Below are 24804 nucleotides of genomic sequence, written 5' to 3'. Positions count from 1 at the left end.
AGCGCTTGGGCAAGCCGGCGACGAACGATCAGAACGCCGCTGCAACATCCCCCATCTCGACATAGACGCTCTTCACCTGGCTGTAGTGGCCGATGGCGGCATGGCCGTTCTCGCGGCCGATGCCGGAAGACTTGACGCCGCCGAAGGGCATTTCGATGGGGGTGAGATTGTAGGCGTTGATCCAGCAAGTACCGGCGGCAAGCTGGCCGATCACCCGGTGGGCGCGCTGGATGTCGCAGGTAAACACACCGGCGGCGAGACCGAATTCGGTCGCGTTGGCCCGCGCGATCACCTCTTCCTCGCTGTCGAAGTCGAGCACGCACATCACCGGGCCGAAGATCTCTTCCCGGGCGATGCGCATCTCGTCCGTCACATCGGCAAACACGGTCGGCTGCACGAACCAGCCTTGCGGGAACGCCGGCACCTGGGCTTCCCCGCCGCCGCAGACGAGCCGCGCGCCTTCAGCCTTGCCGATTTCGATGTAGCCCAGCACCTTGTCGAGCTGCGGCTTGGAGACGAGCGGGCCGATGTTGGTCGCCTCGTCCAGCGGATCGCCGAGCACGGCGTTCGCAGTGCGTTCAGCCAGGCGCTTGAGGAAGGCGTCCTTCAGGCTGCGATGCACGAAGACGCGGGTGCCGTTGGAGCAGATCTGGCCCGAGGAATAGAAATTGGCATTGATTGCCGCCGAGACGGCGTTGTCGAGATGGGCATCCTCGAATAGGATCAGCGGCGACTTGCCACCGAGTTCCAGCGTCAGGTGCTTCAGGTTGCTGCCGGCAAGGCCCGCGACCTTGCGGCCCGTCGGCACCGATCCGGTGACGGAAACCTTGGCCACCGCCGGATGCGAGACGAGCTTGGCCCCAACCTCGCCCGCGCCCTGCACCACGTTGAAGACGCCAGCCGGAACGCCGGCCTCCAGCAGCGCCTCGGCCAGCTTCAGCGCGCTCAGCGGCGTCACTTCCGAGGGTTTGAAGATCATGGCGTTGCCGCAGGCAAGCGCGGGGGCAGCCTTCCAGCAGGCGATCTGGATCGGATAGTTCCAGGCGCCGATACCGACGCAGATGCCGAGCGGCTCGCGGCGGGTGTAGGCGAAGGAACCGCCAAGGTCGATGTGCTCGCTGGTCAGCGTGGCGGCGAGATTGCCGAAATATTCAAAGCAGTCAGCGCCGGAGGCCGCATCGGCGATCAACGTTTCCTGCAGCGGCTTGCCGGTGTCGAGCGTTTCCAGCTCGGACAGGGCGCGGTTGTTGGCGCGCAGGATCTCCGCCGCCCGGCGCAGGATGCGGCCCCGCTCGGCTGCCGGGATGGCGGCCCAGATCTTCTGGCCTTCGCGTGCGGTGGAGATGGCGGCCTCGATGGTCAGGTCATCAGCGGCATGCAGGCGGGCGATGACTTCGCCGGTGGCGGGATAGAGGCTGTCGAAGGCCGCGCCATTCGGGCTTTCGACATATCCGCCGCCAATGAAATGGGAGGCTCGGGGCTGGGCGCGCATGAGGTCGTCCTTGCAAGTCGGTCAGGAGGGAAACAGGACCGGCCACCGCCTTGGCAGACGCCTCCTGCTGTTCGTTGGGTCGCAGGATGGCTCAGCGCTGGCGCGTTTGCCACTGCGGATGGATCCAGGGCTCCAGATTGGAGGCCGCAAGCGGCGCCTTGCCGAGAATGTGGTCCGAGGCCTTCTCGCCCACCATGATCGACGGGGCATTGAGGTTGCCGTTGGTCACCTGCGGGAAGATCGAGCTGTCGGCCACGCGCAGGCCCTCGACGCCGATGACCCGGCATTCCGGATCCACCACCGCCATCGGATCGCTCGCAGCCCCCATGCGGCAGGACCCGCAGGGGTGATAGGCGCTCTCCACATGCGCGCGGATGAAAGCGTCGAGCTCCGCATCGCTCTCTACGCCGGCACCGGGCTGGATCTCGCGGCCGCGATAGGGCGCAAAGGCTTCCTGCCCGAAGATCTCGCGGGTGAGCCGGATCGCGGTGCGGAAATCGGCCCAGTCGTCGGGATGCGACATGTAGTTGAAGAGGATCGAGGGCTTGGCCAGCGGATCACCCGATGTCAGGCGGATGCGGCCACGTGACTTGGAGCGCATCGGCCCGACATGGGCCTGGAAGCCATGCCCCTCGGCGGCCGCCTTGCCGTCATAGCGCACGGCAAAAGGCAGGAAGTGATACTGAATGTCGGGATACTCGACGCCGGCCTTGGAGCGGATGAAAGCACAGGCCTCGAACTGGTTCGAGGCGCCGAGGCCCTTGCGCGTGAACAGCCACTGCGCCCCGATGAGAGCCTTGGAAACAAGGTTCCAGTGCTTGTAGAGCGTGATCGGCTGGGTGCAGGCCTGCTGGATATAGAGTTCCAGATGGTCCTGCAGGTTGGCACCGACGCCCGGCCGGTCAGCAACCACGTTGACACCCATCTCGCGCAGATGCGCTGCCGGTCCGATGCCCGACAGCATCAGGATCTTAGGCGAGTTGATCGACGAGGCCGACAGGATCACTTCCCGCGCCGCCCGCACCGTGACGGGCGCGCCGGAGCCGCGTTGGTACTCGACGCCCGTTGCCCGCCCGTTCTCGATGACCACCCGGCGGACGAAAGCGCCCTTGACGATCTCGACATTGCCGCGCTTCAAGGCAGGTTTCAGATAGGCATTGGCGGCGGACCAGCGCTGACCGTTCTTCACGGTCATCTCCATGTCGCCGAAGCCCTCCTGCTTCTGGCCGTTGTAGTCGGCCGTGGTCTCGTAGCCCGCCTGCTTGCCGGCCTTGATGAAGGCATCGAACAGCGGGTTCCACTTGGTGCCACGCTGCACATGCAGCGGACCGGAGCGGCCCCGGAAGCCATCGTCGCCGGTCGGGGTCTCCTCCTGGCGCTGGAAATAGGGCAGCACGTGCCGGTAGCCCCAGCCGATGGCGCCCATCTCTTCCCAGGTGTCATAGTCGCGCGCGTGGCCGCGCACATAGACCATGCCGTTGATCGAAGACGAGCCACCGATGACCTTGCCGCGCGGGGTCGCCAGAATGCGACCGCCCAGATGCGGCTCGGGCTCGCTCTCAAAGCCCCAGTCGTAGCGGCTCATGTTCATCGGATAGGACAGCGCCGCCGGCATCTGGATGAAAGGCCCGGCGTCCGTCCCGCCGAACTCCAGCACCAGCACCCGGTTTTTCGGATCCTCGGACAGCCGATAGGCCAGCGCACAGCCCGCAGAACCCGCTCCGACGATGATGAAGTCAAACGTGTCGCTCATGCAAAGGGCTCCGGATCGGAAAAGGTCACAGCAGCTCCGGACGAGCGGGCCTTGTGCAACTGGATCTGCGCCTCGACATAGTCCTCGACGAGGCGGATGGCAGCCTCGGGATCCGGCGGCGCCTCCTTCAACGCGCGGCGGATCCACACCCCGTCGATCATCGAGGCCGTGCCCTCGGCCACCAGCTGCGCTTCAGCCAATGGCAGAAAGCTACGCAGGCTGTGCGTCAGGTTCGAGACAAGGCGGGCAGAATAGATGCGCAGCAAGCGCTGGCTGGCCGGATTGGTGCGGGCCTGTGAATAGAACGCCAGCCAGGCGGCAATCACCGCCTCGCGGAACTGTCCCGTCTCGAAGTTGCCGGCGATGATCGCTGACAGGCGCGCGCGCGGCGTTTCTGCTTCCGCCAGCCGCGCCCGGATGCCCTCGCCCAGTTCATGCAGCAGATGGCGCATGGTGGCGGCAAGCAACTGATCCTTGGAGCCGAAATAGTGATGCGCGAGCCCGCCTGATACGCCGGCCTTGCGCGCGATCTGCGCAATGGTCACGTCGCAATAGCCCTGTTCGTGAATCGCATCGACTGTCGCCGCGATCAGGCTGCGCCTGCGCTCCGCCTCCATCCCGATCCTTGGCATGTCGTTCTCCCGGTGGTCGTAAATGATTATTTTTAATTGAACGATCAATCAATCAAAACTTGCCAAAGCCGATGGTCAATGGTTCATTAAGTCTCACCAGAGGGGCAAACCTGCCGCAAAGACGGCTAAATCAATCGGTTGCCCATTGTTTGAGATGTCCGTCCGGGGTTCATTGGGACTGAACACCGGCGAACGCCCCCGTGTACCGGGGCGCCTACAACAGCGGGAGACAACCGGATGAAGCGCGTATTCACTTCCATCACCGGCGCAGCCTTGGCCCTGGCCATGACTGGCGCCTTGGGACTGGCGACTGCAACACACGCCCAGGCCGCCGAACCGGACAGCTGCAAGACCGTGCGGTTCTCGGATGTCGGCTGGACCGACATCACGGCGACCACCGCTGTTGCCTCCACCATCCTCCTGGCGCTCGGCTACGAGACCAACGTCAAGGTCCTGTCCGTTCCGGTGACCTATGCGTCGCTGAAGAACAAGGACATTGATGTCTTCCTCGGCAACTGGATGCCGACGATGGAGGCCGATATTGCGCCCTATCGCGATGACAAGTCCGTTGAAACCGTGCGGGCGAACCTCGAAGGGGCGAAATACACCCTCGCCGTGCCGAAATACACCTATGACAAGGGCCTCAAGAGCTTTGGCGACATCGCCAAGTTCCAGGAGGAACTTGCCGGCAAGATCTACGGCATCGAGCCCGGCAACGATGGCAATCGCCTCATCCTCGGCATGATTGATGGCGACCAGTTCGGCCTCAAGGGCTTCCAGATCGTCGAGTCCTCCGAGCAGGGCATGCTGGCCCAGGTCTCCCGCGCCACCAAGCGCAAGGAAGATGTCGTCTTCCTCGGCTGGGAACCGCACCCGATGAACTCGAATTTCGAGATCGCCTATCTCGAGGGCGGCGACGACGTATTCGGCCCCAATCTCGGCGGCGCGACCATCTACACCAACGTGCGCGCGGGCTTTCTTGAGGAATGCCCGAATGTCGGCCAGTTCCTGAAGAACCTGAACTTCACCCTGGCGCTCGAAAACGAGATCATGAGCAAGATCCTCGACGGTGGCCAGGATCCGGCCATTGCCGCCCAGAGCTGGCTGTCGGCCAACCCGCAGCTCATCGAGGGCTGGCTCAAGGACGTCAAGACCCGCGACGGCGAGAGCGCCATGGACGCGGTCAAGCTGGCCCTCGGCCTCTGAGACAAGCAGCGTCCGGCTGGCCGCGGCGCGCTGCGGCCAGCCGGACCCGCACCTGTTGCGGACCTGACCTCAGCTGGGAGAGGTGACCCTTGGATTATCTGACGAGCCACAAGCTGCCATTCGGGCAATGGGCCAAGGCCCTCGTCGACTGGCTGACAACCCATGCGTCCTGGTTCTTTGATGGAATTGCCGTCGGTCTCGAAGCGATGATCGGTGCCATTCTCTATGTCCTTCAGACACCGGATCCGCTGGTGGTCGTCGGCGCCGTGACGGTTCTTGCCTTCGTCGTGCGCCGGAATATCAGCTTCCCGCTTTTCGTCCTCGGGTCCTTGCTCATCATCATCAATCTGGGCTTCTGGGAAGAAACCACTAACACCCTTGCGCTGGTGCTCGGGGCCTCCACGGTGTGCATGGCCGTCGGCGTGCCGATCGGCGTGCTGGCCGCCCATCGGCCGAATTTCTACACGGCGCTGCAGCCGGTTCTTGATCTGATGCAGACGATCCCGACCTTCGTCTACCTCATCCCGGCGCTGATCCTGTTCGGCCTCGGCATGGTGCCGGGCCTCATTGCCACGGTCATCTTCGCCCTGCCCGCGCCGATCCGACTGACCCAGCTTGGTGTCTCTTCCACACCGACCCAGCTTCTGGAGGCCGGCCACGCCTTCGGCGCCACCCGCTGGCAGCTGTTATGGAAGGTGGAGTTGCCCTATGCCCTGCCGCAGATCATGGCCGGCCTGACACAGACCATCATGCTGTCGTTGTCGATGGTGGTGATTGCCGCGCTCGTCGGTGCTGATGGCCTTGGCGTTCCAACGCTGCGCGCGCTCAACACCGTAAACATCGCCATGGGCTTCGAGGTTGGCGTTGCCATCGTCCTGATCGCCATCGTGCTCGACCGGTTCTTCCGGCTCGGCCGCCCGACGGGAGGCCGCTGATGAGCGATCCGATCGTTTCCTTCCGCAATGTCGACATCGTCTTTGGCACCAAGCCACACAAGGCGCTGCCGCTGATTGATGCCGGCAAAACCCGGCGCGAGATCCAGGACGAGACCGGCCAGACACTCGGTGTCGCAGGCGCCACTTTCGACGTCCAGCCCGGCGAGGTCATCGTGCTGATGGGCCTGTCCGGCTCCGGCAAGTCAACGCTTCTGCGCGCCGTCAACGGTCTCAATCCGGTCATCCGGGGCGAGACCTTGGTGCGGGATGGCGAGGATCTCGTCAATCCGGCGACTTGCGGCGAGGAGCGCCTGCGCCGGCTGCGGCGCAGCCGTGTCGCCATGGTGTTCCAGCAGTTTGCGCTGCTGCCCTGGCGCACGGTCGCCGAAAATGTCGGCTTCGGTCTCGAACTCGCCGGCATGGGCCTTGCTGAGCGCAGCAAGCGCGTGGCCGCACAGCTCGAACTGGTCGGCCTCGGCGGCTGGGGCAACAAGCAGGTGCACGAGCTGTCCGGCGGCATGCAGCAGCGCGTCGGCCTCGCCCGTGCCTTTGCCACCGACGCGCCGATCCTGCTGATGGACGAGCCCTTCTCCGCGCTGGATCCGCTGATCCGCGACAAGCTGCAGGACGAGCTGATCCAGCTGCAGCAAACTCTGCACCGGACCATCATCTTCGTCAGCCATGATCTCGACGAGGCCGCCAAGATCGGCAGCCGCATCGCCATCATGGAGGGCGGCCGCGTCATCCAGCTGGGCACGCCGCAGGAAATCGTCCGCCGTCCGGCAACGCCCTATGTGGCGGAATTCGTTGCCCACATGAACCCGCTCAACGTGTTGCGCGCCCAGGACATCATGAGCCCGGTTGCCGCCTCCGCCACCAGCAGCTCGAATTGCGAGCTGGTGACGCCGCTGCGCCAGGTCATTGCCCTGAAGCGGGCGGGCTCGGGTCCGGTCCTCGTCATCGACAACGGTCGCCCTGTCGGCCAGATCGGCGAGGCGGAACTGCTCGGCTGCATGGCTTGAAACTGGACTGCAACGGACCTGCGAATAGCAGGAGGCAAGTCATCCGCCTCTTGCTATAAGCCAGCCATGACACGAGTTGACGTCCTGATCCTGGGTGCTGGCGCCGCCGGCCTGATGTGCGCCATCGAAGCGGGCAAGCGCGGCCGGTCGGTGCTCGTCCTCGACCACGCCAAGCGCGCGGCGGACAAGATCCGCATTTCCGGCGGCGGCCGCTGCAACTTCACCAATATTCATGCCAGCCCGGCGAACTTCCTGTCGCAGAACCCGCGTTTCAGTGTTTCAGCGCTGAAGCGCTACACGCCCGCGGACTTTCTCAAGCTGGTCGACAGCCACCGCATCCCCTGGCACGAGAAGACCCTCGGCCAGCTGTTCTGCGATGACAGCGCGCAGGACATCATCACGATGCTGCTCGCCGAGATGGAGAAGGCCGGCGGCAAACTGTGGCTGGAAACTGGCTTCACCGACATCAGCAAGCCGGATGATCGTTTCGTGATCGAGACCTCGCGCGGCCGCGTCGAGGCGACGTCCCTGGTGGTGGCGACAGGGGGACCATCGATCCCGAAGATGGGCGCCACCGGCATCGGCTACGACATCGCCAAGCGCTTCGGACTGAAGGTCGTGCCTCCGCGTCCGGCCCTCGTCCCCCTCACCTTCTCCGACGCCAACAAGGCCCTGTGCCAGAAGCTCGCCGGCGTGTCGGTGGACGCCATTGTGCGCTTCAATAAGACATCCTTCCGGGAAGGCCTGCTGTTCACGCATCGGGGCCTGTCCGGGCCCTCGATCCTGCAGATTTCCTCCTACTGGCGGGAAGGCCAGCCGATCAGCGTTGATCTTGCCCCCGGCACAGATGTCTTCGCCGCGCTAAAGGACGCCAAGCAGGCGCAGGGCCGTCAGGACATCCGCACCGCCGTCGGCCACATCCTGCCGCGCCGGCTGGCGGAGGAACTTGCAACCGAATACGGCCTCGGCGGGCGCCTTGCCGATCTTTCGGACAAGGTGCTGCGCCAGACCGCCGACCGGCTCAATGCCTGGTCGCTGCTGCCAGCCGGCACGGAGGGCTACCGCACGGCGGAAGTGACACTCGGCGGGGTGGATACGGACGACCTGTCCTCAAAGACAATGGCAGCGATCAATGTACCCGGGCTCTATTTCATTGGCGAGGTGGTTGACGTGACAGGCCATCTCGGCGGCTTCAATTTTCAATGGGCCTGGGCCTCTGGCCATGCTGCCGGGGCCAGCGCCTGAGCTGCGCCCTTCATTGGCGGAAAAGCAGCTCCTCTCCTCAGCCGGCGCAGCTTTTTGCATTGCAACAAAATGGCTGACAAACCTGTCACCTGCGATATAGTTCAGGTGGGGTTTGAGGGCGATGTATCATGCAGCGGATCACCATTCACGATGTGGCCAGGAAAGCCGGCGTCAGCCTGGCAACCGTTGACCGGGTACTGAACCGGCGCCCCGGCGTCCGGCCCGCGACCATTGAAAAGGTCGAGACTGCGGTGAAAGCGCTCGGCTACACGCCCGATGTCTTTGCCGCCAATCTCGCCAAGCGCCGGCTCTATCGCCTGACCTTTCTCATCCCCAACGGTCCCAACGCCTTCATGGCCGATCTGCGGCAGGAGGCCGAGCGCATCGCCTCGCGCGTTGCCGGTGAACGGGTCGCCCTCACCGTTCAGGACATTGATGCCTTCGACAGCCATTCGGTCGCCGGAACGCTGGCGCTGCTGGATCGCACCGGCTGCGACGGCGTTGCCGTCGTTGCGCCCTCCTCGCCGGAAGTACGTGCCGCCATCGACCGGCTGACCCTGCGCGGCGTCCCCGTGGTGACCCTGGTCTCCGATCATCCAACCTCGGCACGGGCGCATTTCGTCGGCATCGACAACATGGCGGCAGGACGGGTGGCCGGACGCTTGCTGGGCCGCTTTCTTGCTGGCAACCGGCAGGGGCACCGGGCCCGGATCGGCTTCATCGCCGGTTCGCTGGGCCTGCGGGACCATGCCGAACGCCACGGCGGCTGCCTGGAAGTCTTTGAAGAGCTTTATCCCGAGTTCGAGCCGGTCCGTGTCCGCGAGGGCCGTGACGACAACGACCGGACCTATGACCTCACCCGCAAGCTTCTGGCCGAACATCCCGATCTCGCGGGCCTTTACAACATCGGCGCCGGCAACCGGGGCGTCATTGCCGCGCTGGAGGAAGCTGGCCAGGCTGGCCGTGTCACGTTCATCGCCCATGAACTGACGCCCTACACCCGCGTCGCACTTGAGCGCGGCACCATTGCCGCCTTGATCGCTCAGGATCCGGGGCACGAGATTCGCAGCGCCGTCCGGGTGCTGAAAGCTCTCATCGATGGCCAGCCCATCCTCGATGCGCAGGAGCGGATCGGCATCGACATCTTCCTGCCGGAGAACCTGCCGCCGCAGACTGGAGCGAGTGCCGACAGGCCCTGCACCGACGCAATTGCCCCGGTCAGGCTCGCCAAACACGGCGCGCTCTGAATTCGCTGAACCCGGATGTCAGATTTTGTCTGCTCCCGCCGCCTTGCCCATTGACGCAGGGGCCGGCAGTGGACATATCTAAACCTATGCGCCTTACTCAACAAACCAACTACGCCGTTCGCACGCTGATGTACTGCGCAGCGAACCCCGACAGGCCCAGCAAGGTGGCTGACATTGCCTCCAGCTTTGCCATGTCCGAGACGCATCTGTTCAAGATCATGAAGGTCCTTGTCGATGCGGATCTCATCAAGACCATCCGTGGTCGCAACGGCGGCATCACCCTCGCCCGCCCGGCGGAAAAGATCACCATCGGCGAAGTTGTCCGCGCCGCGGAAGACTCGTTCTATCTGGCCGAGTGCTTCAACTCCGGCCGCAAGGATTGTCCGATCCTGACCACCTGCGGCTTCAACGGCGTGTTGCACGAGGCGCTTGAGGCTTTCATGGACGTGCTGGACCAGAAGACGATCCACGACATCTCCGAGAACCGCCTCGACCTGCGCCAGCTCCTGCACATCGACGAACCGATGGCTGCTGCCAGCTGACGGCGAAGGCAGCGTCCTCGTTACGCGCCTCATTCTTCCGCGCTGTCCCGGCCTTGTGCCGGGACCTGTTTGTTTGGCGCGGCGCGTTGGCAACTTCCCCTTGTCATTTGAACAGGTCCCGGCACAAGGCCGGGACGGCGCGAACGGCGTGCTTTGCCTGACGCATCAGGATCCAGGATCCCTGGTTTCGATACGTTTGAGGATGTCATTTGGGGGCTGCAAGGTCCGCGATTGCCTTGGCTTGTGCTCTTTCAGCCGGCGCTTCTCGCTGAAGGCTTTCCAAAAATACCGGGCTGGCTTGCCGTTTGAGGGAGAGGAGAAAACAGCTGGCTTGCCTGGCATTTTGACTGGAGATCAGTCTTGCCTGAGACGCCGGGCCGGAGGACGCGATTTCCGGGGCAGCGCCGTTCAGGCCTTGTCTTGGTACTTTATTCTGAGTATTAGAGTCAAGTTAATTGTTGCGAGCTACTCGCAACTTGGAACGCCTCTAAACTCTTGAAGTATCGGGGAAACCAGATGGCAGACGCCAATCCGCGCCAGGCAAAGCTCACCCTTCCTTCCTTGCGCAAAGTTTCTGCGCCGCGCGAGGACAATAGCCAGATGGACAGCGCGACGTTGTTCCGCGGCAACCGCGAAATCCGCATCCGGCACAATGAGGAAACCTATCGGCTGACCATCACCAAACTGGGCAAGCTGATTCTCACCAAGTGACGGGGCCCGGGCCAGCGACGGCAGTTGCTGCCCATCAGCGAAACGGCTAGGAGCTGGGAACGGGGTGGAGACGTCCACCCGGCTTTCCTTTGGATCCTGCCATGACCTCGCTGCCCGTTCCCGTGACAACCATCGGCCTGTTGCTGGCCTCCAACATCTTCATGACCTTCGCGTGGTATGGCCACCTGAAGTTCAAGGGCACCGCCCTGTGGCTGGTCATCCTGGCAAGCTGGGGCATTGCCTTCTTCGAATACTGCCTGCAGGTGCCGGCCAACCGGATCGGGCATGGCTATTTCAGCGCCGCCGAGCTGAAGACCATCCAGGAAGTCCTGACGCTCTCGGTCTTTGCCGTGTTTTCCGTCTTCTATCTCGGCGAACCCATCCGCCTGAACCATTTCATCGGCTTTGCCCTCATCGCCGCCGGCGCCTGGTTCATTTTCCAGAAGTGGTGATCCGCCCGCACAAAGACAAACCGGCGGCCCCTATGGGACCGCCGGCCATAAATCCATGCCAAACTGGCAGGATTACTTCATGTCAGCGACTTTTTCGAAGCCGTTTGCACCGACCTTGAACAGAGCGTACACGCCCGGGACGTCGCCAGCGGCATCGAAGTTGTAGGTGCCGGCCGCGCCCTTATAGACGAGCGGCTTGCCTTCGGCGATCAGCGCCTTGGCCTTGGACCACTCGCCCGGCATCACGGCTTCGCCGTCCGTGGCAGAGGTCAGCTCGCGCAGGGCTGCACCGACCTTGGCCTTGTCTCCACCGGCCTTTTCAATGGCCAGAGCCATCAGGAAGGTAGCGTCATAGGAGGTGGTCACGAAGACCGCATCCGGATCGCCGCCAATGTCCTTGAAGTTCTTGGCGAAGACTTCGAGCGAATCGGACTTCTCGCCAACCGGTGCCGAAGCCAGGAAGGTACCGAGGTTGTTGGCGCCCAGTTCCTTGATCGGAGCGTCGGACTTCATGCCATCCGCGCCGACGTAGTTGGTGAAGAAGCCGTTCTCCAGCGCTTCACGCAGCATGGTCAGGCCGCTGCCATCACCATAATCGAAGATGACCAGGGTGTCGGAACCGCCCTTGGCCAGCTCTGCCAGGTTCGAACGGTACGACGCCTTCTCGCCTTCATGCGCGGCAAAGGCAGTGATCTTGCCGCCGATGGCTTCGAACTCGGCCTTGAACGCGTTGGCCAGGCCCGAACCGTAGTCATTGTTCAGATAGGCAACGGCAACGCTCTCCATGCCCTGCTCTTTCAGCGAACGGGCCAGGGCACGGCCCTGGTAGTCATCCGAGGGAACGGTCCGGAAAACCAGATCGTTGTCCTTCAGGTTGGTGATCTCCGGCGAGGTGCCCGACGGAGTAATCAGCGCAATGCCGGCCGGGATGGCGACGGAGTTGGCCGCTGCGATCACAGCGCCCGAGCAGTGCGGGCCGACGAGGCCGACAACGCCGTCAATGTTGACGGCCTTGGTGGCGGCGTCCGTGCCGTTCTGCGGATTGCAGGCGCTGTCGCCGGTGACCTGCACCAGCTTTTCGCCGTTGCCGATGCCGCCCTGGGCGTTGACTTCGGAAATTGCCAGTTCAGCGGACAGCAGCATGGCCGGCGCCATGGCTGCGATCGGGCCGGTGATGCCACCGAGCAGGCCGATCTTGACATCAGCCTGTGCGGCAGTGCCGGTGAGTGCGGTGGCCGCCAGGAGCGAACCGGCGAGTGCCAGAACCTTCTTATTCATTTCCAAACCTCCACTTCTTGTTCCAGGAGCTGTGTCGCCCCTCTGAAGCTGGAACCGGACGAGCCGGGATCCTGCTCGGTGATCGGTCCCCTTGTTGCCGGGGACCTTTTCCTGATGCAGCTTGAGGCCTGCCCCGCCGCATCGAAGCTGTCAATGCCCCTTGCGCGGCGTTGCCTTCGCCGTCGCAGCGGGCGCATTGCGCGCACCGCCCAACGGTTCGGGCAGGAGACCTTCCGGACGATACCTCAGCACCAGCTGCAGCATCAGCCCGATCAGAAACACACGAATGTATTTCGCCTGAACCGCATATTCATGCGGCAGCCGGTCGGTTGCAATCTCTGAAACGGACCAGATGATCCACACAACCGCCGCCCCGAGGATCGCACCGCGATTGTTGCCCGATCCGCCCAGGATCAGCATGATCCAGACAAGGAAGGTCGCCACCATCGGATCAATCGCCTCCGGGGTGATCGACCGGCTGAAATGCGCGAACAGCGCGCCGCCCAGCCCCATCAGCGCCGACCCGAAGATGAAGGCCTGCAGGCGGCGGAAGGCGATGTCCTTGCCCATGGCGGTGGCCGCGACTTCATTGTCGCGCACGGCACGCATCATCCGGCCCCAGGGGGCGTTGTACTGCCGCTCGACCGCCACATAGACGATGGCAAGGACCAGAAGGACAATCGCAAGATAGGCGATCTGCGACTCCACATAGGGCAGATCACCGAAGGGGCGCGGGATGTTGTTGATGCCCTTGGCCCCGTTGGTCAGCACGTCTTCCGACTTGATCACCAGGCGGATGATCTCGGCAATGCCGATCGAGGCGATGGCGAGATAGTCGGAGCGGAAGCGCAGGCAGACCTTGCCGATTGGCCAGGCCACCAGCCCGGCGACCACCATGGCGCCGACCCAGCCGACGAGCGTCGGCAGTTCGAAGCCGCCGATCCGCCCTTCGGCATAGGGGCTTGTCAGGATCGCGGAGGTATAGGCGCCAACGGCGAAGAACCCGGCGATGCCCGCGTTGAAGAGGCCGGAATAGCCCCACTGGATGTTCAGCCCGAGGGCCAGGATGGCATAGATGCCGATGAAGACGCCCATGAAGAGCGCGTAGTTGGCAAGTCCCAGAGCCAGTTCCATCTCTCGCCTCCCCTCAGAGCACCTTGCCGCGCAGCAGGCCGGTCGGACGGACCAGCAGCATCACGAGCAGGATGGCAAAGGCCATTGCGGCCTTGTACTCGCTGGGCAGAACCAGCACGGACAGTTCCTCTGCGATGCCAACGATCAGGCCGCCGAGCACGGCGCCCTCGACCCGGCCGACACCGCCCAGGATCGCTGCGGCAAACATCGGCAGCAGCATCGACCAGCCCATCATCGGCTTCAGTTCGGTGTTGAGGCCGAGGAAGACGCCGGCCGCCGCACACAGGCCGCCGGAGATGATCCAGGTCAGCATGACGACCTTGCGGTTGTCGATGCCGGACAGGAGCGCCAGGTTCGGGTTGTCCGACATGGCGCGCATGGCCTTGCCCCATTTGGAGCGGTTCAGGAACAGCTGCAGCGCAACGACCAATCCGATCATCGCCGCGACGGTATAGATCTCGCGGTCGCGCAGGCGCAGCCCGAAGTAATCGTCCGGTCTGACCAGGCCGCGGGTGTAGGTCTGGGTGTTGACACCCCAGACAACCTGCACCACCGCCCGGATCATCAGCGCGATGCCGAGCGACGACATCACGGTGATGATTTTCGGCCGCTCTCGGAAGGCGTCATAGAAGATGCGGTCAATACCGACAGCGATACCGGCGGTCAGGACGATCACGAAGGGAAGCACCACCAGCGGCGGCACGCCCAGGAGCTGCACCAGCGCCAGTGCGAGAAAGGCGCCGAGCGTTGCAAGATCACCATGTGCCAGATGGGCATAGCGCAGGATGCCGAAAATCAGCGTGATGCCGACGGCACCCAGCGCGTAGATCGAACCGATGACGATGCCCGGCACGATATGGAAGTTGAGAAAATCAATCACGGTCATGGATCGTCCGCCTCATCCGCCGAGGAACATGTCAGCGACCTCGCGGTTGGCGAGGAGCTCAGCGCCGGTGCCTTCATGGCGATTGGCCCCCGACGCCAGGACATAGGCCCGGTCGGCAAAGGCAAGCGCCTGTTTGGCGTGCTGTTCCACCAGCAGGATGGCGACGCCCGTGTCGCGCACGTCCCGGCTGATCTGGAAGATCTGTTCCATGTATTTCGGCGAAAGACCGGCCGTCGGTTCGTCGAGAAGCAGAAGCTTGGGATCCAGCATCAGCGCGCGGCCCATGGCCACCATCTGGCGCTGGCCACCGGAGAGGTTTCCGGCCAGGGTGCGGCGACGCTCCTTGAGGTCCGGGAACAGGGTGTAGATCCGGTCGTATCCGGCGCTGAGGTCGCCCTTGCGCAGGAAACCGCCCATCTCCAGGTTCTCGTGAATGCTCATTTCACGGAAGATGTTGTCCACCTGCGGCACATAGCAGATGCCGCGCTGCACGATGCGGTTCGGGGCCCAGCCGGTGATGTCGTCGCCATCGAAGCGGATCGAGCCGCCACGGATGGTGAGAAGCCCGAACACCGCCTTCATCGCCGTCGACTTGCCCGCGCCGTTGGGACCGACGATGACGACGATCTCCTTCTCGTGCACGACCATCGACACGCCCTGCAGGATGTCGGCCTCGCCATAGCCACCGACGAGATCCTGCATGTTCATCAAGACGTTCATGCAGCATCTCCCTGGGTTTCGCCAAGATAGGCCTCAAGCACCCGGGGATCGGACCGCACGGTCTGGAAGTCGCCGGAGATCAGCACCTTGCCCTCGGCCATGCAGATGACCGGGTCACACAGCTTCTCGATCATTTCCATGTCATGCTCGATCAGGATGAAGGTGTAGCCGCGCTCCTTGTTGAGGATCTGGATCTTTTCCTCGAGCTTGCGCAACAGCGTGCGGTTGACGCCGGCGGCCGGCTCGTCAAGCAGCACCAGCTTGGCGTCGGTCATCATGGTGCGGCCGAGTTCCAGAAGTTTCTTCTGGCCACCGGACAGGTTTCCGGCGCGCACATCGGCCACATGGGTCAGTTCCAGGAACTTCAGCGTTTCCTGGGCGCGGGCTTCCACCACACGCTCAGCGTCGCGCACCTTGCCCCAGCTCAGCCAGTTGGCCAGCAGTTTCTCGCCGGGCTGCGACGGGGGAACCATCATCAGGTTCTCCAGCACCGTCAGCCGGTGGAACTCATGCGGGATCTGGAAGGTCCGCACCAGCCCGCGATGAAACAGTTCATTGGCGGGCAGGCCGGTGACGTCCTCGCCAAGGAAGCGGATCGTGCCGGCTGTTGGCGGAAATGCTCCGGCAATCAGGTTGAAAAGTGTCGTCTTGCCCGCCCCGTTGGGACCGACGAGACCGGTGATCGTGCCCTCCCGGACATTGAAGCTGCATTTGTCGACAGCCCGGAATCCACCGAACTGCTTCACAAGCTGGTCAAGTTCCAGCATCTGTCCATCCCCGCCGCCGGCTCGCACCTGGCGCCCTGTTGTTGTTTTCAGGTTTTTCATCTTGGCTTGCACCCGCTCCCCACGGACAGCTCTTCGGTCTTTGGGCTTCAGGCCAACGACCTCAGAATTGCCCGTACAGGCGCAGCATCCAGCCCTTCTAACGGGATGGGCAGCGCAATCAACTCAAATTCACCTTCCGGAACTTTACTTAAGTCAAGATTTTCCAGAATGCGCATGTCATGGCGAAAAAATGCCATGTGAGAGGGCAGGTCCTTGGAAGTTTCTGGATCCACCGACGGCACGTCAACCCCGACCAGCCGAACCCCCGCTGCCGCCAGCACCGCGACCGTTTCAGGGGCAAGCGCCCGGAAGCCGGTCGGCCAGACATCGGGATCCAGTCCATCGGTGAGCCGCAGCAGCACGCGCGGCGGCACCCCATCGAGGCGACCGGCAAGCGCTTCCGGCCCGACCAGCGCACTCGTGCCCCGGACATCGAGGACCCGCGCCGGACCGACGAAATCTTCGAGCGACAACTTGTCGATCGAGGCCGCCCCTTCTGCATAGTGCAGCGGCGCATCCGCATGGGCGCCGCAATGCACGGACATAGTAAAAGCGGCCACGTTTACCGGACATCCTGGCCCCATCGCAAATGTGGTGCGGGCCTCGTAACGCGCGTCGCCCGGAAACACGGCGGACGTCACTCGCAAGGGCGGCGTTATATCAATGATGTTGCGCAAGAGACCTCCCATCCCCAGCCAGACACACGGCACAGGCGCTGACCACGCACGAAAATGACCGTGGCAAGATAATATATAATTTCACCCCGCTCGCAATGCGAGAATATCACCGGACAAGGATTGATGCGGCAGCCGGCCGGCTATTCTTTCCCGACTTACCTTTGCAACGCACCCGAAGCAGCTTTGGACCGCTGTAACTGGCCGCTGACGCTACGTCGTCTTCACCCATCATGTACTTTCGGATGAATGAAAATGAGTGCGGGCCTTGACGCCCTCAAGAACTGAACCGAACTACACGCCTGCCGATGATATATATGTTTCGGCACACCACGATACAGTTGCATGGTCTATCTGGGTGCCCAGAACCACTCAAATTTTATAAACACTTACGATCTGTTTCACCGAATATTAACTGAGGGCGTTAAGTCTTAAACCACACTTTTTTCGGAAAGTTGATTACGATTGGTGCAATCCACAATTGAGACGCGAGACTGTTGGTTCAAGCCCGCACATGGACGAGGATAGTGAGAAGGCAAGAGGCTTTGACGGCTTCCCCGCCTGGATCATTTTCCGTCGGCAGGCCCTCCCCCAACGGCATCGCGCTTGATCCCCAGGCAGGATGACATGACGCTCACCGAAGCCGACATCGACTTGATCGACACGATCGACCCCCGAGAGCTGATGGCTCAGGTCGACCGGATCGCAACGGCGATGTGGGTGTTCGATTTTGAACGCAAGCGCATCGTCTGGGCCAACCATAGTGCTCTTGACGTCTGGGGAGCCACCAGCCTGGCAGAACTGCGCAGGCGGGACCTGGGTGTCGACATGTCCCGTGCCGTCGCAGAGCGCCTTGACCAGTACCGGGCAGATTTCTGCCGCGGGGATGCAACCTTCTCCGAGAACTGGACCATCTATCCGAACGGCATCCCGAAGACGCTCCAGGTGGTGTTCCGCGGACTGCGCCTGCGTGATGGCCGCATGGCCATGCTGTGCGAGGGCACGGTCAATCATGACATCCGGCCGGAAACGCTGCGCAGCGCCGAGGCGCTGCTGCACACCCCGGTGATGATTTCGCTGTTCTCCCGCAACGGCGCCCCGCTCTACCGCAACCCTGCTTCGCGCGCGTCCCAGATCGACCCTGACCTGACCCTGCACAATCGCCTTGTGGACGCAACCGTGGCCGATGCGCTGACCGGAGCGCTGGACTACGGCTCGGACTGCAAGGTGGTCGCCCAGACCCGGACCAATCGGGGCATCCGCTGGCACGAGATCACCGCGCGGATCTGCCGGGATGCCGTGACCGGCGTCCAGGCCTATCTTGTCAGCGAGATCGATGTCACCGAGTTGAAGGAAACCCAGGAACGGGCGCGTTTCTTTGCCGACCATGACCTTCTGACCGGCCTGCCGAATCGCGTCTTCCTGCAGGCGCATCTGCCGAAGATGATCCGCAACGCCACCACCGACGCACAAAGCCTCTACCTCTATTTCATCGACCTCAACGGCTTCAAGACCGTCAATGACACGCTGGGCCACGCGGTCGGCGACCTGTTGCTGAAGGCGGTGGCCGGGCGGCTGTCCGGCTTTGTTGCCGAGCGCGGCACCGTGGCCCGCCTTGGCGGCGACGAATTCCTGGTCTGCATTCCCGACCGCACCGGCACGCTCAATCCGCAGGAATTCGGGCGCCAGCTGATCGATCTCTTCCTGGAGCCAATGGACATTGCCGGGCATGTGCTGCACACCACGCTTGCGGTCGGCCTCAGCATCTGCCCCGACGACGGGACCGATATGGACACCTTGATGCGCCACTGCGATCTGGCGCTGTTCGAGGCCAAGAACGACAAGTCGAGCAAGGTCACGCCCTTCTCGATGGATCTGCGCCAGCGGCTGGAAGAGAAAGTCACGCTCGAAAAAGATCTGTGGCGCGCGCTCGAGCGGGACGAGTTCGTCCTCTATTACCAGCCGCGTCTCTGCGTGAAGACCGGCGCCATCGTCTCCGCCGAAGCCCTGATCCGCTGGCAGCATCCCGAGCGCGGGTTGCTGGGACCACTGTCCTTCATTCCGGCCTGCGAGGAAACCGGCATGATCATCGACGTTGGCGAGTGGGTCTATCGCAATGTCGCCCGGCAACAGGCCCAGATGCAGGCCGAAGGCATCGACATTTCCCTATCGATCAACCTCAGCCCGCGCCAGTTTTCCGATCCGGACCTGATAACCAAGATCCTGCGCCTGCCGCTGGACACCGGCTGCAACCCGGAACGGCTTGGCTTCGAGATCACGGAGTCCGTCCTGCTCGGCGACAGCGAGATGATCCGCACCGCACTTCAACGAATGAAGAACCATGGCTACCAGATCATCATCGATGACTTTGGCACCGGCTATTCCAACCTCGCCTATCTGCAGAAATACCCCATCGACGTGCTGAAGATCGACCAGACCTTCATTCGCGACCTGAAGACAACGGCCCCGATCACCCGCCTTATCGTTTCTCTGGGACAGGTCCTGAACGTCAGGATCGTCGCCGAAGGCGTGGAACTGGGGGAACAGCTCGACTGGCTGGTCGAGAATGGCTGCGACGAGTATCAGGGCTTCTATTTCAGCCGGCCCGTGCCCTATGACGACTTTGCCCGGCTCTATGAAACCAACCGGGAGCGCCAGGAGATGCTGGCAAAGATGCGGGACGGCCAGGGGCTGAGGGTGCTTCGCTCCTGACCGCCCGCGCGGCGGATGTGTCGGCGATGGGCCGGGCACTTCCACATTTCAGGCACCCCGGTGTTAAAGGTCGGCGCGCAGCGCCCACAGTTCGGGGAACAGCACCACGTCCAGCATGCGCTTGAGGTAATTGACCCCGCTCGTGCCGCCCGTGCCGCGCTTGAAGCCGATGACACGCTCCACCGTGGTCACATGGTTGAAGCGCCAACGCCGGAAATAGTCCTCGAAGTCGACCAGCTTTTCAGCCAGCTCATAGAGCGGCCAGTAGCGCGCCGGATCGCGGTAGACCTCGATCCAGGCCAGCCGAACACTTTCGTCCGCCTGATAGGGTGCCGACACGTCCCGCTTCAACGCCGCATCCGAGATGGCGAAGCCGTTGCGGGCGAGCAAGCGGATGGCCTCGTCATAGAGGCTGGTGTCCTGGCGGATCGCCTCGAGCCAGGCATAGACCCCGTCCACATGTTCATGCGGGCGCATCATGGCGGCATTCTTGTTGCCCACCATGTATTCGATTGCGCGGTACTGGAACGACTGGAAGCCGGACGACTGGCCCAGCGCATCCCGAAACGTGGTGTAGTCGCTCGGCGTCATGGTGCGCAGCACATCCCAGGCCGAATTCAGCTGCTCGAAGATCCGCGCAACGCGAGCGAGCTGCTTGAACGCCGGCTGCACGTCATCCGCCGCGATCCGCGCCTTGGCGACGGTGAGTTCGTGCAAGGCCAGCTTCATCCAGAGTTCCGACGTCTGGTGCTGGATGATGAACAGGAGCTCGTCATCCGCCGTCGACACCGGCTTCTGCGCCGTCAGGATCTTGTCCAGCGAGAGATAGTCGCCGTAGGACATGCGACCGTCGAAGCGCATTTGCGCTCCGTCTTCTGCCGGATCATAGGCCTTCGGGGCCATGGGGCATTTGGCGTCGCTCATCTCAGGTCACCTTGGCGCGTGTCTTGTACTCGTGCCGGTCCCAGGCGCGGGTAGCCAGGATGTCGGCGAGGATGTCGACGGCAGCGACCACATCGGCGTGGGACACGTAGAGCGGCGTGAAGCCGAAGCGGACGATGTCCGGGGCGCGGAAGTCACCGATCACACCGCGCGCGATCAGCGCCTGCATCAAGGCATATCCCTCCGGGAAATGGAACGACACCTGACTGCCGCGAACGGCTGCATCGCGCGGGCTTGCGAGCACGAGACCCTCGCAGCGGCTTTCCACTTCGCGGATGAACAATTCGCACAATGACACCGACTTCGCCCGCAGCACCGCCATGTCGACATCGTCGAACACGTCAAGCGCGGCTTCGAGCGCGGCCATTGACAGGATCGGCGTCGTGCCGACTTTCATCTGGTCGATGCCCTGCGCCGGTCGGTAGTCCAGTTCAAACGCAAACGGCGCCTCATGGCCATGCCAGCCGGCCAGCGGCTGTCGCGCCACGCCCTGATGGCGCCTGGCCACATAGACGAAGGCCGGCGCGCCCGGGCCGCCGTTCAGATACTTGTAGCCGCAGCCGATGGCGAAATCGGCCACGCACGCGTCCAGCTCCACCTGGAAGGCACCAGCGGAATGCGCCAGATCCCAGAGGGCGATGGCGCCGGCAGCATGGGCGCGCTGGGTCAGGTCTTTCATGTCATGGCGGCGGCCGGTGCGGTAGTCAACCTGGGTGAGCATCATCACCGCGACGCTGTCATCGATTGCGCCAGCCACTTCCTCTGGAGCGACCAGGCGCAGTTCATGCCCCTTGTCCAACAGGTCGCGGAGCCCCTGGGCCATATAGAGATCGGTCGGGAAATTGCCGGTGTCCGACAGGATCACCTTGCGCTCCGGCCGGAGGGCTAACGCGGCCGAGAGCACCTTGAACAGGTTGATCGAGGTGCTGTCGCCAGCAACGATCTGCCCTGGTGCTGCACCGACCAGCCGTCCGATGCGGTCGCCGATGCGGTTCTGCATCTCGACCCAGCCATGGGCGTTCCAGGCGCGGATGAGGCTGGTGCCCCATTCCTTGCGGATGACCTCTTCGATCCGGGCCGGCACATGCGCAGGCAGCGGCCCAAGCGAGTTGCCGTCGAGATAGATCACGCCCTCCGGCAGATCGAAGGCCGCACGCTTGGCCGCCAGCTTGTCTCCGGCGTCGAGCGGGTGAGTGGTCAATTGGCTGGTCATGTGCGCTCCCTCTGAAATCATGGCTTGGGCGGGTCAGACTCCCGCTCCTGATTGATCAAAGGCTAGCAGGCGCTTTCAACCCGCGCAACAGGATTATATATAATTTGACGCTTGATATATTTTGAAGCACCTATGGAGCCTTGCTAGGGGAGACCTTCATGCCCAAGACCGAGGACGCCTACCTCGCCCTCCGGGCCGCCATTCTTGACTGCAGCCTGCCGCCGGACACCCCCTTGACGGTCTCGACCCTGAAGAACCGGTTCGGCTTCGGCTGGACCCCTTTGCGCGAGGCGCTGTCGCGGCTGGAGGCCGAGCGCCTTGTGATTCTGGCGCCCAATCGCGGCTTCCGCGTTGCCGGTGTGTCTGCCGAAAGCCTCAAGGATTTGCAGGAAGCACGGCTGGCGCTGGAAACACGGCTGCTGGTCCGCTCCATTGCCGAGGGCGACGAGAGCTGGGCCGGGGCGGTGGTGGCCGCGCATCACTTGCTGGCATCGACGCCGGTCCCCAGTCCGGAGGCGCCAACCGCCGAAATCCACCTTTGGGAAACCCGGCACGATGCGTTCCATGCCGCGCTCCTGTCCGGTGCCAAGGCCCCTTGGCTGACGCTGTTCGCCGCGCAGATATCGGCTCAGTTGCGCCGCCATCACCGCAACATGCTGAGCGCGCCGGATGTACGCCAGCGCATGCTCGATGACCGGGATGGCAGCCTGCGCGCGACATACGAAAACACCCTTGGCCTTGCCCACCATACCCTGCTGATGGAGGCAACGCTGGCCCGGGACACCGCACTTGCGGAGCGCCGGCTGATCGAACATGTCGGTTTTTCCCAGGCTGTCTATGAAACACTGTGGCCAACCCCCGACCGCCCCGCCTGAGACCAACCCGCCTGAGACCGACCAACCTGACACCTGCAAGCCTGACACCCACGAACCGGCCGCCTCTCGTCGCCCCGCATTTACGACCTCGAAATGGTGAGAAACCGGCACAGTTGTACAACCCGCCGTTCTGCCGGGTGACGGGAGCACAAAATATGGGCATGATCCGCCCGCGTCGGGCAGGACCCGGCGGCGCACAGGCAGCGGAAATCCATGTTCATCAGCGTCTTCGACGTCTTCAAGATCGGTCTTGGCCCCTCCAGTTCCCACACCGTTGGCCCGATGGTTGCAGCCGCAAGGTTCCTGTCCGCCATTGATCCGCTGCCGGCAGCAGCCGCGCGGGTCCAGGTCCGGCTGCACGGGTCACTGGCCTTCACCGGCAAGGGCCACGCCACCGACCGGGCCATCTGCCTGGGGCTGATGGGCGCAGTTCCCTCCCGGCTGGATCCGGAAGAGGTGGAGCCGATGCTGGAACAATTGACCCGCGACAAGGAGATCAAGGCGCTCGACGGCACAATGCTCGCCTTTGACCCGGACGCAGACCTGATCTTCGACTTCGGCCCCGCCCTGCCACTGCATTCCAACGGGGTCGTGTTCAGCCTGCTTGATGCCGCAGGGACCGTGCTCACCGATCTGACGCTCTATTCCATCGGTGGCGGTTTCATCGCCAGCGCCGAGGAAATCAGCCAGAGCCGGTCCGGCGGCAACGATCTTGCACAGCAGGACGTGCCCTACCCTTTCCCCAATGCGGCCACGATGCTGGAAATGGGCAAGGCCTCCGGCCTCACCATCGCGCAGATGAAATGGGCCAACGAATGCGCTGCCCGTCCGGCAGCGGAAGTCGAAGCCGACATTGACCGGATCTGGGCCGCGATGAATGCCTGCATCGACCGCGGCCTGAAGCAGGACGGCATCCTGCCCGGCCGGCTCAAGGTGAAGCGCCGTGCCCGCGCCATTCACGAAAAGCTGCTCGCCGACCACGGCAACAATTCGCCCTTCAAGCACACGATCATGGACTGGCTCGGCGTCTATGCCATGGCGGTGAACGAGGAAAACGCCGCCGGCGGCCGCGTGGTCACCGCCCCCACCAATGGCGCGGCCGGTGTCATCCCGGCGGTGGTGCGCTACTACCTTGACCATTGCCCCAATCCGGATCAGGCCGGCATCCGCACCTTCCTGCTGACCGCTGCGGCCATCGGCGGCATCATCAAGGCCAATGCCTCGATTTCCGGCGCCGAAGTCGGCTGTCAGGGGGAAGTCGGCTCGGCGTCCGCCATGGCAGCTGCTGGGCTTTGCGCGGCGCTTGGCGGCACCAACGAGCAGATCGAGAACGCCGCCGAAATCGCGCTGGAGCATCATCTCGGCATGACCTGCGACCCGATTGGCGGGCTGGTGCAGGTACCCTGCATCGAGCGCAACGCGGTTGGCGCGGTCAAGGCCGTGACGGCGGCCTCGCTCGCCCTGCGCGGCGATGGCACGCATTTCGTGCCGCTCGACGGCTGCATCGAGACCATGCGTCAGACCGGGCTGGACATGACGGAAAAATACAAGGAAACCTCGACCGGCGGCCTCGCGGTGAATATCGTCGAGTGCTGACCGTGCGGATCCGTCCGCATCTTGCCACTCGTCCCCTGCTCCGGAGGTCGCCTTGGATTCCCTGCTGCTGATCGTCACGCCCGTCTATGCCGCGCTGCTGGCGCTGTTGTTCCTGTATCTCTCGTTCCGCGTGATCAACCGGCGCAAGGTCGTCAGGGTCGCCCTTGGTCATGACGGGGACAGCGACCTGACCCGCCGAGTCCGGGTGCATGCCAATTTCGCCGAGTATGTCCCGTTCTCGCTGCTGCTGCTGGCCCTGTGCGAGTTGCAGGGCGCGCCCTTCGAACTGCTGCATGGCTATGGCGCGGTTCTCCTCGCCGGTCGCCTCAGCCATGCCTATGGCGTATCCCAGTCGGCCGAAAACCTGAAGTTCCGCATGGCCGGCATGATCGCCACCTTCGGCGTAATCGCCGCCACCGCCCTCACCAGCCTCTATCTCGCCGTCTCCGGCTGATGAAGCAGCAAAAACGCTTTTGAACCCGGGTCTGTGCCTCTCAGCCCCCCTCATGGGCAGGGATATCGCATAAGTGGCCGGACGATTATCGAGGCCTCTCAGCCCCCCTCCCCCTCGTGGGGAGGGGGAGGGGGGTGGGGGGCACGGGAGGCCATTGGATCACAAGGCGCCTGAGATCATCCTGGTCAGGAACGTCGGTAATTGGATTTATGTCCGGGGCCCCCCCCCCAACCCCCCCCACGAGGGGGAGGGGAGC

General features: G+C 63.4%; 23 protein-coding genes. 12 read left to right on the top strand and 11 right to left on the bottom strand.

Features of this window, described 5'->3' with window-relative positions; translation table 11 throughout:
• Positions 1–28: 28 nt before the first annotated feature.
• From betB to betI, 3 genes are all read right to left on the bottom strand, one after another.
• Complete coding sequence (gene betB, locus ACTIFE_RS02845; protein WP_439527656.1) at positions 29–1492, bottom strand: betaine-aldehyde dehydrogenase; 1464 nt, start codon at positions 1490–1492, stop codon at positions 29–31.
• A gap of 91 nt (positions 1493–1583) precedes the next feature.
• Positions 1584–3245, bottom strand: coding sequence for a choline dehydrogenase (gene betA / locus ACTIFE_RS02840; RefSeq protein ID WP_439527655.1), 1662 nt, complete (start codon positions 3243–3245; stop codon positions 1584–1586).
• Complete coding sequence (gene betI / locus ACTIFE_RS02835; protein WP_439527654.1) at positions 3242–3877, bottom strand: transcriptional regulator BetI; 636 nt, start codon at positions 3875–3877, stop codon at positions 3242–3244. The genes betA and betI overlap by 4 nt, the downstream gene beginning before the upstream one ends.
• A 237-nt stretch (positions 3878–4114) precedes the next feature.
• Here betI and ACTIFE_RS02830 point away from each other — a divergent pair, with 237 nt between their 5' ends.
• From ACTIFE_RS02830 to ACTIFE_RS02795, 8 genes are all read left to right on the top strand, one after another.
• Positions 4115–5083, top strand: coding sequence for a choline ABC transporter substrate-binding protein (locus ACTIFE_RS02830; protein WP_439527653.1), 969 nt, complete (start codon positions 4115–4117; stop codon positions 5081–5083).
• An 89-nt stretch (positions 5084–5172) separates the two neighbouring features.
• On the top strand, positions 5173–6018 hold the full coding sequence (gene choW, locus ACTIFE_RS02825) for a choline ABC transporter permease subunit (protein ID WP_439527652.1): 846 nt from the start codon (positions 5173–5175) through the stop codon (positions 6016–6018).
• Positions 6018–7040: a choline ABC transporter ATP-binding protein gene (gene choV, locus ACTIFE_RS02820; protein WP_439527651.1), complete on the top strand. Its 1023-nt coding sequence runs from the start codon at positions 6018–6020 to the stop codon at positions 7038–7040. The genes choW and choV overlap by 1 nt, the downstream gene beginning before the upstream one ends.
• A gap of 66 nt (positions 7041–7106) precedes the next feature.
• The gene (locus ACTIFE_RS02815; RefSeq protein WP_439527650.1) at positions 7107–8285 is read left to right on the top strand and encodes an NAD(P)/FAD-dependent oxidoreductase; all 1179 of its coding nucleotides are present in this window, start codon (positions 7107–7109) and stop codon (positions 8283–8285) included.
• 128 nt (positions 8286–8413) lie between these two features.
• Positions 8414–9532, top strand: coding sequence for a LacI family DNA-binding transcriptional regulator (locus tag ACTIFE_RS02810; RefSeq protein WP_439527649.1), 1119 nt, complete (start codon positions 8414–8416; stop codon positions 9530–9532).
• 86 nt (positions 9533–9618) lie between these two features.
• Entirely contained in the window at positions 9619–10074 is a 456-nt protein-coding gene (locus ACTIFE_RS02805) for an Rrf2 family transcriptional regulator (RefSeq protein WP_439527648.1), read from the top strand.
• 516 nt (positions 10075–10590) lie between these two features.
• On the top strand, positions 10591–10785 hold the full coding sequence (gene hemP, locus ACTIFE_RS02800; protein WP_439527647.1) for a hemin uptake protein HemP: 195 nt from the start codon (positions 10591–10593) through the stop codon (positions 10783–10785).
• A 101-nt stretch (positions 10786–10886) separates the two neighbouring features.
• Entirely contained in the window at positions 10887–11237 is a 351-nt protein-coding gene (locus ACTIFE_RS02795) for a DMT family protein (protein WP_439527646.1), read from the top strand.
• 72 nt (positions 11238–11309) lie between these two features.
• Here the strand turns inward: ACTIFE_RS02795 and ACTIFE_RS02790 are convergent, their stop codons facing one another.
• The 6 genes from ACTIFE_RS02790 to kynB all read right to left on the bottom strand — a co-directional run bounded on the left by ACTIFE_RS02790 (position 11310) and on the right by kynB (position 16759).
• Positions 11310–12515 (bottom strand): ABC transporter substrate-binding protein, encoded by a 1206-nt coding sequence (locus ACTIFE_RS02790; RefSeq protein ID WP_439527645.1) that lies wholly within the window; start codon positions 12513–12515, stop codon positions 11310–11312.
• A gap of 150 nt (positions 12516–12665) precedes the next feature.
• Positions 12666–13649, bottom strand: a complete 984-nt coding sequence (locus ACTIFE_RS02785; RefSeq protein WP_439527644.1) for a branched-chain amino acid ABC transporter permease — start codon at positions 13647–13649, stop codon at positions 12666–12668.
• Positions 13650–13662: 13 nt separating this feature from the next.
• Complete coding sequence (locus ACTIFE_RS02780) at positions 13663–14535, bottom strand: branched-chain amino acid ABC transporter permease (RefSeq protein ID WP_439527643.1); 873 nt, start codon at positions 14533–14535, stop codon at positions 13663–13665.
• 12 nt (positions 14536–14547) lie between these two features.
• Positions 14548–15255 (bottom strand): ABC transporter ATP-binding protein, encoded by a 708-nt coding sequence (locus ACTIFE_RS02775; protein ID WP_439527642.1) that lies wholly within the window; start codon positions 15253–15255, stop codon positions 14548–14550.
• On the bottom strand, positions 15252–16022 hold the full coding sequence (locus tag ACTIFE_RS02770; RefSeq protein ID WP_439527641.1) for an ABC transporter ATP-binding protein: 771 nt from the start codon (positions 16020–16022) through the stop codon (positions 15252–15254). Before ACTIFE_RS02770 ends, ACTIFE_RS02775 begins: the two co-directional genes overlap by 4 nt.
• A gap of 107 nt (positions 16023–16129) precedes the next feature.
• Positions 16130–16759 carry an arylformamidase gene (gene kynB, locus ACTIFE_RS02765; RefSeq protein ID WP_439527640.1) on the bottom strand — a complete coding sequence of 210 codons (630 nt, stop codon included), beginning with the start codon at positions 16757–16759 and terminating at the stop codon, positions 16130–16132.
• Between the two features lie 624 nt (positions 16760–17383).
• Here kynB and ACTIFE_RS02760 point away from each other — a divergent pair.
• Positions 17384–19468: a putative bifunctional diguanylate cyclase/phosphodiesterase gene (locus ACTIFE_RS02760; protein WP_439527639.1), complete on the top strand. Its 2085-nt coding sequence runs from the start codon at positions 17384–17386 to the stop codon at positions 19466–19468.
• A gap of 63 nt (positions 19469–19531) precedes the next feature.
• Here the strand turns inward: ACTIFE_RS02760 and kynA are convergent, their stop codons facing one another.
• Together kynA and kynU are read right to left on the bottom strand one after the other, a co-directional pair.
• Positions 19532–20371, bottom strand: coding sequence for a tryptophan 2,3-dioxygenase (gene kynA, locus ACTIFE_RS02755; protein WP_439527814.1), 840 nt, complete (start codon positions 20369–20371; stop codon positions 19532–19534).
• 22 nt (positions 20372–20393) lie between these two features.
• A complete protein-coding gene (gene kynU, locus ACTIFE_RS02750; protein WP_439527638.1) occupies positions 20394–21623 on the bottom strand; it encodes a kynureninase in 1230 nt (409 codons plus the stop codon).
• Between the two features lie 158 nt (positions 21624–21781).
• Here kynU and ACTIFE_RS02745 point away from each other — a divergent pair, with 158 nt between their 5' ends.
• The 3 genes from ACTIFE_RS02745 (at position 21782) to ACTIFE_RS02735 (ending at position 24548) form a co-directional block, all read left to right on the top strand.
• Positions 21782–22498, top strand: a complete 717-nt coding sequence (locus ACTIFE_RS02745; protein ID WP_439527637.1) for a GntR family transcriptional regulator — start codon at positions 21782–21784, stop codon at positions 22496–22498.
• A gap of 213 nt (positions 22499–22711) precedes the next feature.
• Entirely contained in the window at positions 22712–24094 is a 1383-nt protein-coding gene (locus ACTIFE_RS02740) for an L-serine ammonia-lyase (RefSeq protein ID WP_439527636.1), read from the top strand.
• A 52-nt stretch (positions 24095–24146) separates the two neighbouring features.
• On the top strand, positions 24147–24548 hold the full coding sequence (locus ACTIFE_RS02735; protein ID WP_439527635.1) for an MAPEG family protein: 402 nt from the start codon (positions 24147–24149) through the stop codon (positions 24546–24548).
• Positions 24549–24804: the final 256 nt, after the last annotated feature.

This window comes from Pannonibacter sp., from assembly GCF_051860505.1.
In the GTDB taxonomy this organism is placed as follows: Bacteria; Pseudomonadota; Alphaproteobacteria; order Rhizobiales; family Stappiaceae; genus Pannonibacter.
The sequence above is the reverse complement of the archived record's forward strand: the minus strand, read 5'-3'. Positions and strand labels throughout refer to the sequence as shown.

Bases quoted from the DNA above. Each gene is read 5' to 3' on its own strand.
- betB (WP_439527656.1), bottom strand. From the start codon at position 1,492: ATGCGCGCCCAGCCCCGAGCCTCCCATTTCATTGGCGGCGGATATGTC.
- betA (WP_439527655.1), bottom strand. From the start codon at position 3,245: ATGAGCGACACGTTTGACTTCATCATCGTCGGAGCGGGTTCTGCGGGC.
- betI (WP_439527654.1), bottom strand. From the start codon at position 3,877: ATGCCAAGGATCGGGATGGAGGCGGAGCGCAGGCGCAGCCTGATCGCG.
- ACTIFE_RS02830 (WP_439527653.1), top strand. From the start codon at position 4,115: ATGAAGCGCGTATTCACTTCCATCACCGGCGCAGCCTTGGCCCTGGCC.
- choV (WP_439527651.1), top strand. From the start codon at position 6,018: ATGAGCGATCCGATCGTTTCCTTCCGCAATGTCGACATCGTCTTTGGC.
- ACTIFE_RS02815 (WP_439527650.1), top strand. From the start codon at position 7,107: ATGACACGAGTTGACGTCCTGATCCTGGGTGCTGGCGCCGCCGGCCTG.
- ACTIFE_RS02810 (WP_439527649.1), top strand. From the start codon at position 8,414: ATGCAGCGGATCACCATTCACGATGTGGCCAGGAAAGCCGGCGTCAGC.
- ACTIFE_RS02805 (WP_439527648.1), top strand. From the start codon at position 9,619: ATGCGCCTTACTCAACAAACCAACTACGCCGTTCGCACGCTGATGTAC.
- hemP (WP_439527647.1), top strand. From the start codon at position 10,591: ATGGCAGACGCCAATCCGCGCCAGGCAAAGCTCACCCTTCCTTCCTTG.
- ACTIFE_RS02795 (WP_439527646.1), top strand. From the start codon at position 10,887: ATGACCTCGCTGCCCGTTCCCGTGACAACCATCGGCCTGTTGCTGGCC.
- ACTIFE_RS02790 (WP_439527645.1), bottom strand. From the start codon at position 12,515: ATGAATAAGAAGGTTCTGGCACTCGCCGGTTCGCTCCTGGCGGCCACC.
- ACTIFE_RS02785 (WP_439527644.1), bottom strand. From the start codon at position 13,649: ATGGAACTGGCTCTGGGACTTGCCAACTACGCGCTCTTCATGGGCGTC.
- ACTIFE_RS02780 (WP_439527643.1), bottom strand. From the start codon at position 14,535: ATGACCGTGATTGATTTTCTCAACTTCCATATCGTGCCGGGCATCGTC.
- ACTIFE_RS02775 (WP_439527642.1), bottom strand. From the start codon at position 15,255: ATGAACGTCTTGATGAACATGCAGGATCTCGTCGGTGGCTATGGCGAG.
- ACTIFE_RS02770 (WP_439527641.1), bottom strand. From the start codon at position 16,022: ATGCTGGAACTTGACCAGCTTGTGAAGCAGTTCGGTGGATTCCGGGCT.
- ACTIFE_RS02760 (WP_439527639.1), top strand. From the start codon at position 17,384: ATGACGCTCACCGAAGCCGACATCGACTTGATCGACACGATCGACCCC.
- kynA (WP_439527814.1), bottom strand. From the start codon at position 20,371: ATGGCCCCGAAGGCCTATGATCCGGCAGAAGACGGAGCGCAAATGCGC.
- kynU (WP_439527638.1), bottom strand. From the start codon at position 21,623: ATGACCAGCCAATTGACCACTCACCCGCTCGACGCCGGAGACAAGCTG.
- ACTIFE_RS02745 (WP_439527637.1), top strand. From the start codon at position 21,782: ATGCCCAAGACCGAGGACGCCTACCTCGCCCTCCGGGCCGCCATTCTT.
- ACTIFE_RS02740 (WP_439527636.1), top strand. From the start codon at position 22,712: ATGTTCATCAGCGTCTTCGACGTCTTCAAGATCGGTCTTGGCCCCTCC.